4 protein-coding genes are annotated in these 3,915 nt (G+C 63.8%); 3 read left to right on the top strand and 1 reads right to left on the bottom strand.

Annotation, left to right across the window (positions count from 1 at the left end; translation table 11 throughout):
- A partial coding sequence (locus WBB85_RS00350; protein ID WP_432636633.1) for a hypothetical protein occupies positions 1-1,163 on the top strand: 1,163 nt, incomplete at its 5' end.
- An 83-nt stretch (positions 1,164-1,246) separates the two neighbouring features.
- On the opposite strand, the gene WBB85_RS00345 is transcribed toward WBB85_RS00350, so the two are convergent.
- Entirely contained in the window at positions 1,247-2,845 is a 1,599-nt protein-coding gene (locus WBB85_RS00345; protein WP_432636632.1) for a SulP family inorganic anion transporter, read from the bottom strand.
- Between the two features lie 176 nt (positions 2,846-3,021).
- Here WBB85_RS00345 and pqqA point away from each other — a divergent pair, with 176 nt between their 5' ends.
- Positions 3,022-3,117, top strand: coding sequence for a pyrroloquinoline quinone precursor peptide PqqA (gene pqqA, locus WBB85_RS00340; RefSeq protein WP_432636631.1), 96 nt, complete (start codon positions 3,022-3,024; stop codon positions 3,115-3,117).
- A gap of 7 nt (positions 3,118-3,124) precedes the next feature.
- Positions 3,125-3,915: pyrroloquinoline quinone biosynthesis protein PqqB (gene pqqB / locus WBB85_RS00335; protein ID WP_432636630.1), on the top strand; the 791-nt coding region annotated here is incomplete at its 3' end.

Raw genomic sequence — 3,915 nt, 5'->3', positions numbered from 1 at the left:
GTGACGTGGTTTATTCCACGACGCTGCTACCTGGCGAGAAGGTCCGGCTCTACACGGCGTCGCGCAATTCGCGCTTCAGCTATGACAGCGAATCCGAGGTGAACTACCGGCATGAACAGGCCTCGGAAGAGACCTTCTACATGTCCTCGATGGACCGCTACATGTCCGACCTTACGATCCGCGATCAGGCCGAGGCGAACAGCCAGTCGCATTCGGATTTTGAGGTGAATGGCAGCGCGGACTACTGGACCGCCGGTTTCGCGGGCGGGGCCAGCACCAGTGTGGACGGCGATTTCAACGCCAATTCCAGCGCCGATTTCGCGCGGGAACTGACGCAACATGCCTCCTCCTCGCATGATCGGTCAGTTCAGGCCACGCGGGCGGCGAACTCCATCGCCGTGGGCGAGGTGCAAAGCCGCAACCATGCCGAGGGCGAAAGCGAAAGCGCCTATGAGGCGTCGACCCGGGTCTTCGAGAACCGGAACGACTGCCATGCGGTGACCTATCTTGCCTATCAGCTGGTCAAGAAGCAGGTGCTGAAATTCACCATCAAGGCGGTGCTGCGCCGTGTCATCGACCGCGCGGGCGATGCCCGCGTGGATGCGCGCCCGATCCGGCCTGCATCGAGCGTAGCGGTCATCCCCGACGGCATCCGCGCGACGCAGGCCAACCGGCTTGAGGTCGAGACGGCTGGCCGGACCAGTGCGGCGGCCCACAAGGCCAATCTTCTCGGCGGCGGCGGGCTTTCCAGTACCGGGAACCTCAACCTGGCTCTGGCGAACCGCAGCGCGGCCCTGTCCGCGCGCGTGCCGCCGATGTCGCAGGCCGAACGCGACAAGGCGCTGCGCGCGGTCGATGCGGAACTGGTGAAGGCCGGTGTTCTTGACCGCGTTGGCGGCAATGTCTCGGCCAAATTCTCGGCCGAACTCAGCTTCACCCGCGAAACCTGCCTTCCGACGCAGGCGATCATCGTCAAGGGCTGCCTTGATGCGTGCAATACCTGCGAGGAAAGTCGGCAGAAGTCGATCCAACTCGATCTTGCCCGCAAGGACCTGGAAAACCAGTTGCTGGCCAAGCGCATCCAGCTTCTGGAGAAAAGCCAGGAATACCGCTGCTGCCCGGTGGGCGAAGCGGATGAGGCAGAAGGTGGTGACGGGGTCTGAACCTTCGGTAAGGTGGGTTTAAACCCACCTTACTCTACCCAACCCCAATGGTAAGGTGGGTTTAAACCCACCTTACTTTCAGGTCAGTGCGCGCCGCTCAAAGCGCCTGCGCGCACACCGTAATCGACGGCGATCCCATATTCGGGGTCATCGTCGCTGTCGATCATCAGCTGGCCCGCACGATGCAAGAGCGCGTGGCAGTCGCGGCTGAGATGGCGCAGAGCCAGCACCTTGCCTTGCGCCTCATAGCGCGCGGCGAGAGCCTCGATTGCCGCAAGTGCGGACTGATCGGCAACCCGGCTGCCGTCAAAATCGACGATGACCCGGTCGGGGTCGGTCTCGGGCGCGAAGAGTTCGGAAAACCCGTCGGTCGAGCCAAAGAACAAGGGCCCCTCGATCCGGTAGACCTTGGCGCCGTCTTCTTCGGTGGTCGTCGCATGGATGCGCTTGGCGTTCTGCCAGGCATAGGCCAGCGCCGAAACAATGACCCCGGCGACAACCGCCATGGCAAGATCGGTCGCCACCGTGATCGCAGTCACCAGCACGATGACCACGGCATCGGTCGCAGGAACTTTGCGCAGCACGCGGAAGCTCTGCCAGGCGAAGGTGCCGATCACCACCATGAACATGACGCCCACCAGCGCGGCGAGCGGGATCTGCTCGATCAGGGGCGAGCCGAAGAGGATGAACGAGAGAAGGAACAAGGCCGCGGCAATCGCGGCCAGCCGCGTGCGGCCGCCCGAGGTCACGTTGATCATCGACTGGCCGATCATCGCGCATCCGCCCATGCCGCCGAAAACACCGGTCACGGTGTTCGCGATCCCCTGCGCCACGCATTCCTGACTGGCGCCGCCGCGTTTGCCGGTGATCTCGCCCACAAGGTTCAGCGTCAGCAGGCTTTCGATCAGACCGATGGCGGCCAGGATCACCGAATAGGGCAGGACGATCTGCAGCGTTTCCATGGTGAAGGGCACGGCGGGAATGTGGAAGGCGGGCAATCCGCCCTTGATCGAAGCAAGGTCACCCACGCGCGGCACGTCGATGCCAAAGCCGATGACCAAAGCGGCGACGATGCCGATCCCGGCCAAAGGCGCGGGGAACGTCCGCGTCAGGCGCGGCATGATCCAGATGATCGCCATCGTCGCGGCGACAAGCGCCAGCATGGTGACCAGCGGCCAGCCGGTCATCCAGACATGTCCGCCATTGCCATCGGGCAGGCGGAACTGTTCCAGCTGGGCAAGACCGATGACGATGGCAAGGCCATTGACGAAGCCCAGCATCACCGGATGCGGCACAAGCCGGATGAACTTGCCGAGTTTCAGCAGCCCCGCGGCGATCTGAAGGACCCCCATCAGCACGACCGCCGCAAAGAGGTATTCGACCCCGTGGCTGGCCACGAGCGCCACCATCACAACCGCCAGCGCCCCTGTCGCGCCCGAGATCATGCCCGGTCGCCCGCCGATCAGCGCCGTGATCAGCCCGACCAGAAAGGCGGCGTAAAGACCGACCAGCGGATGAACCCCGGCCACGAAGGCAAAGGCCACCGCTTCGGGCACAAGGGCAAGGGCAACCGTCAGACCGGACAGGATCTCGGTTCTGAGCGCCCCCACCGACAGCGGGAAGGCCGGCGCATGGGGCGGTGATACGGCAGCTGCAAAGGCCGCAAGCGCGGAGCGTGGCATCCTGAAACCTCGGGGATTGTTGGGTTGGCGCTCTTTAGGCGCAAACCGCGCAGAATGAAACCCGTCGCCCGGATTTTGTCGTGGGCCCGGTGCCGTCCCCCCATGCTTTGGTCTTATTTGCCGATTGCCGGGTTGGCCCTACTCTCGGTCCTACGTTTAACAAGGGAGGACCTGACATGAGCTGGACTAAGCCTAAGGCCACAGAGATCCGCTGCGGCATGGAGATCAACATGTACGGACCGGCCGAAGACGACGATCGCCCGCTGTTCTGAGTGAACAATGCTGGTGACCGTGCTCGGCGCCGGGGCGGGCGGCGGTCTTCCGCAATGGAACTGCGCCTGCCGGAACTGCGTTGACGCGCGGAACGGACGGCTGCCACGGATGACCCAGTCCTCCGTGGCGGTTTCCGTCAACGGACGTGACTGGGTGGTGCTGAATGCCTCGCCCGATATCCGCGATCAGTTGGATCGGACGGCATCGTTGCATCCGCCCGGCCTGCGCGGCAGTCCGGTGCGCGCGGTGGTGCTGACCAATGCCGATGTCGATCATGTCGCGGGGCTGCTGACGCTCAGGGAAAAGACCGGGTTCGATGTCTTTGCCTCAACCGAGATCCTGTCGGTGCTGGCGGCCAATCCGATCTTTGGTGTTCTCGATCCGTCACTGGTCGCGCGTCGCCCCATCGGGCTCGATACAACGTTCAGCCCCATCGAGGGGCTGGAGGTCACGCCTTTCGCGGTGCCCGGAAAGGTCGCGCTCTATCTGGAGGGTGACGAGGTTGAAACCGGGGCGATGGGCGAACAGACGATTGGCCTTTGCCTGACGACGGGCGGCAAACGGGCCTACTACATTCCGGGCTGCGCCACAGCACCCGACTGGCTGGTGAACCGGCTGTCAGATGCCGATCTTCTGATGTTCGACGGCACGGTCTGGGAAAACGATGAAATGGCGGCGACGGGCACGGGAACGAAGACCGGCACGCGGATGGGGCATATCGCGATGGCGGGGCCTGACGGGTCGCTCGCCCGGCTTGCCCCGCTGATCTGTCGCAAGGTCTTTGTCCATATCAACAA

This window comes from Albidovulum sp., assembly GCF_049646345.1.
Lineage (GTDB): Bacteria > Pseudomonadota > Alphaproteobacteria > Rhodobacterales > Rhodobacteraceae > Albidovulum.
Note: the sequence above shows the minus strand (reverse complement) of the source record. Positions and strands in the feature narration are given on the sequence as shown.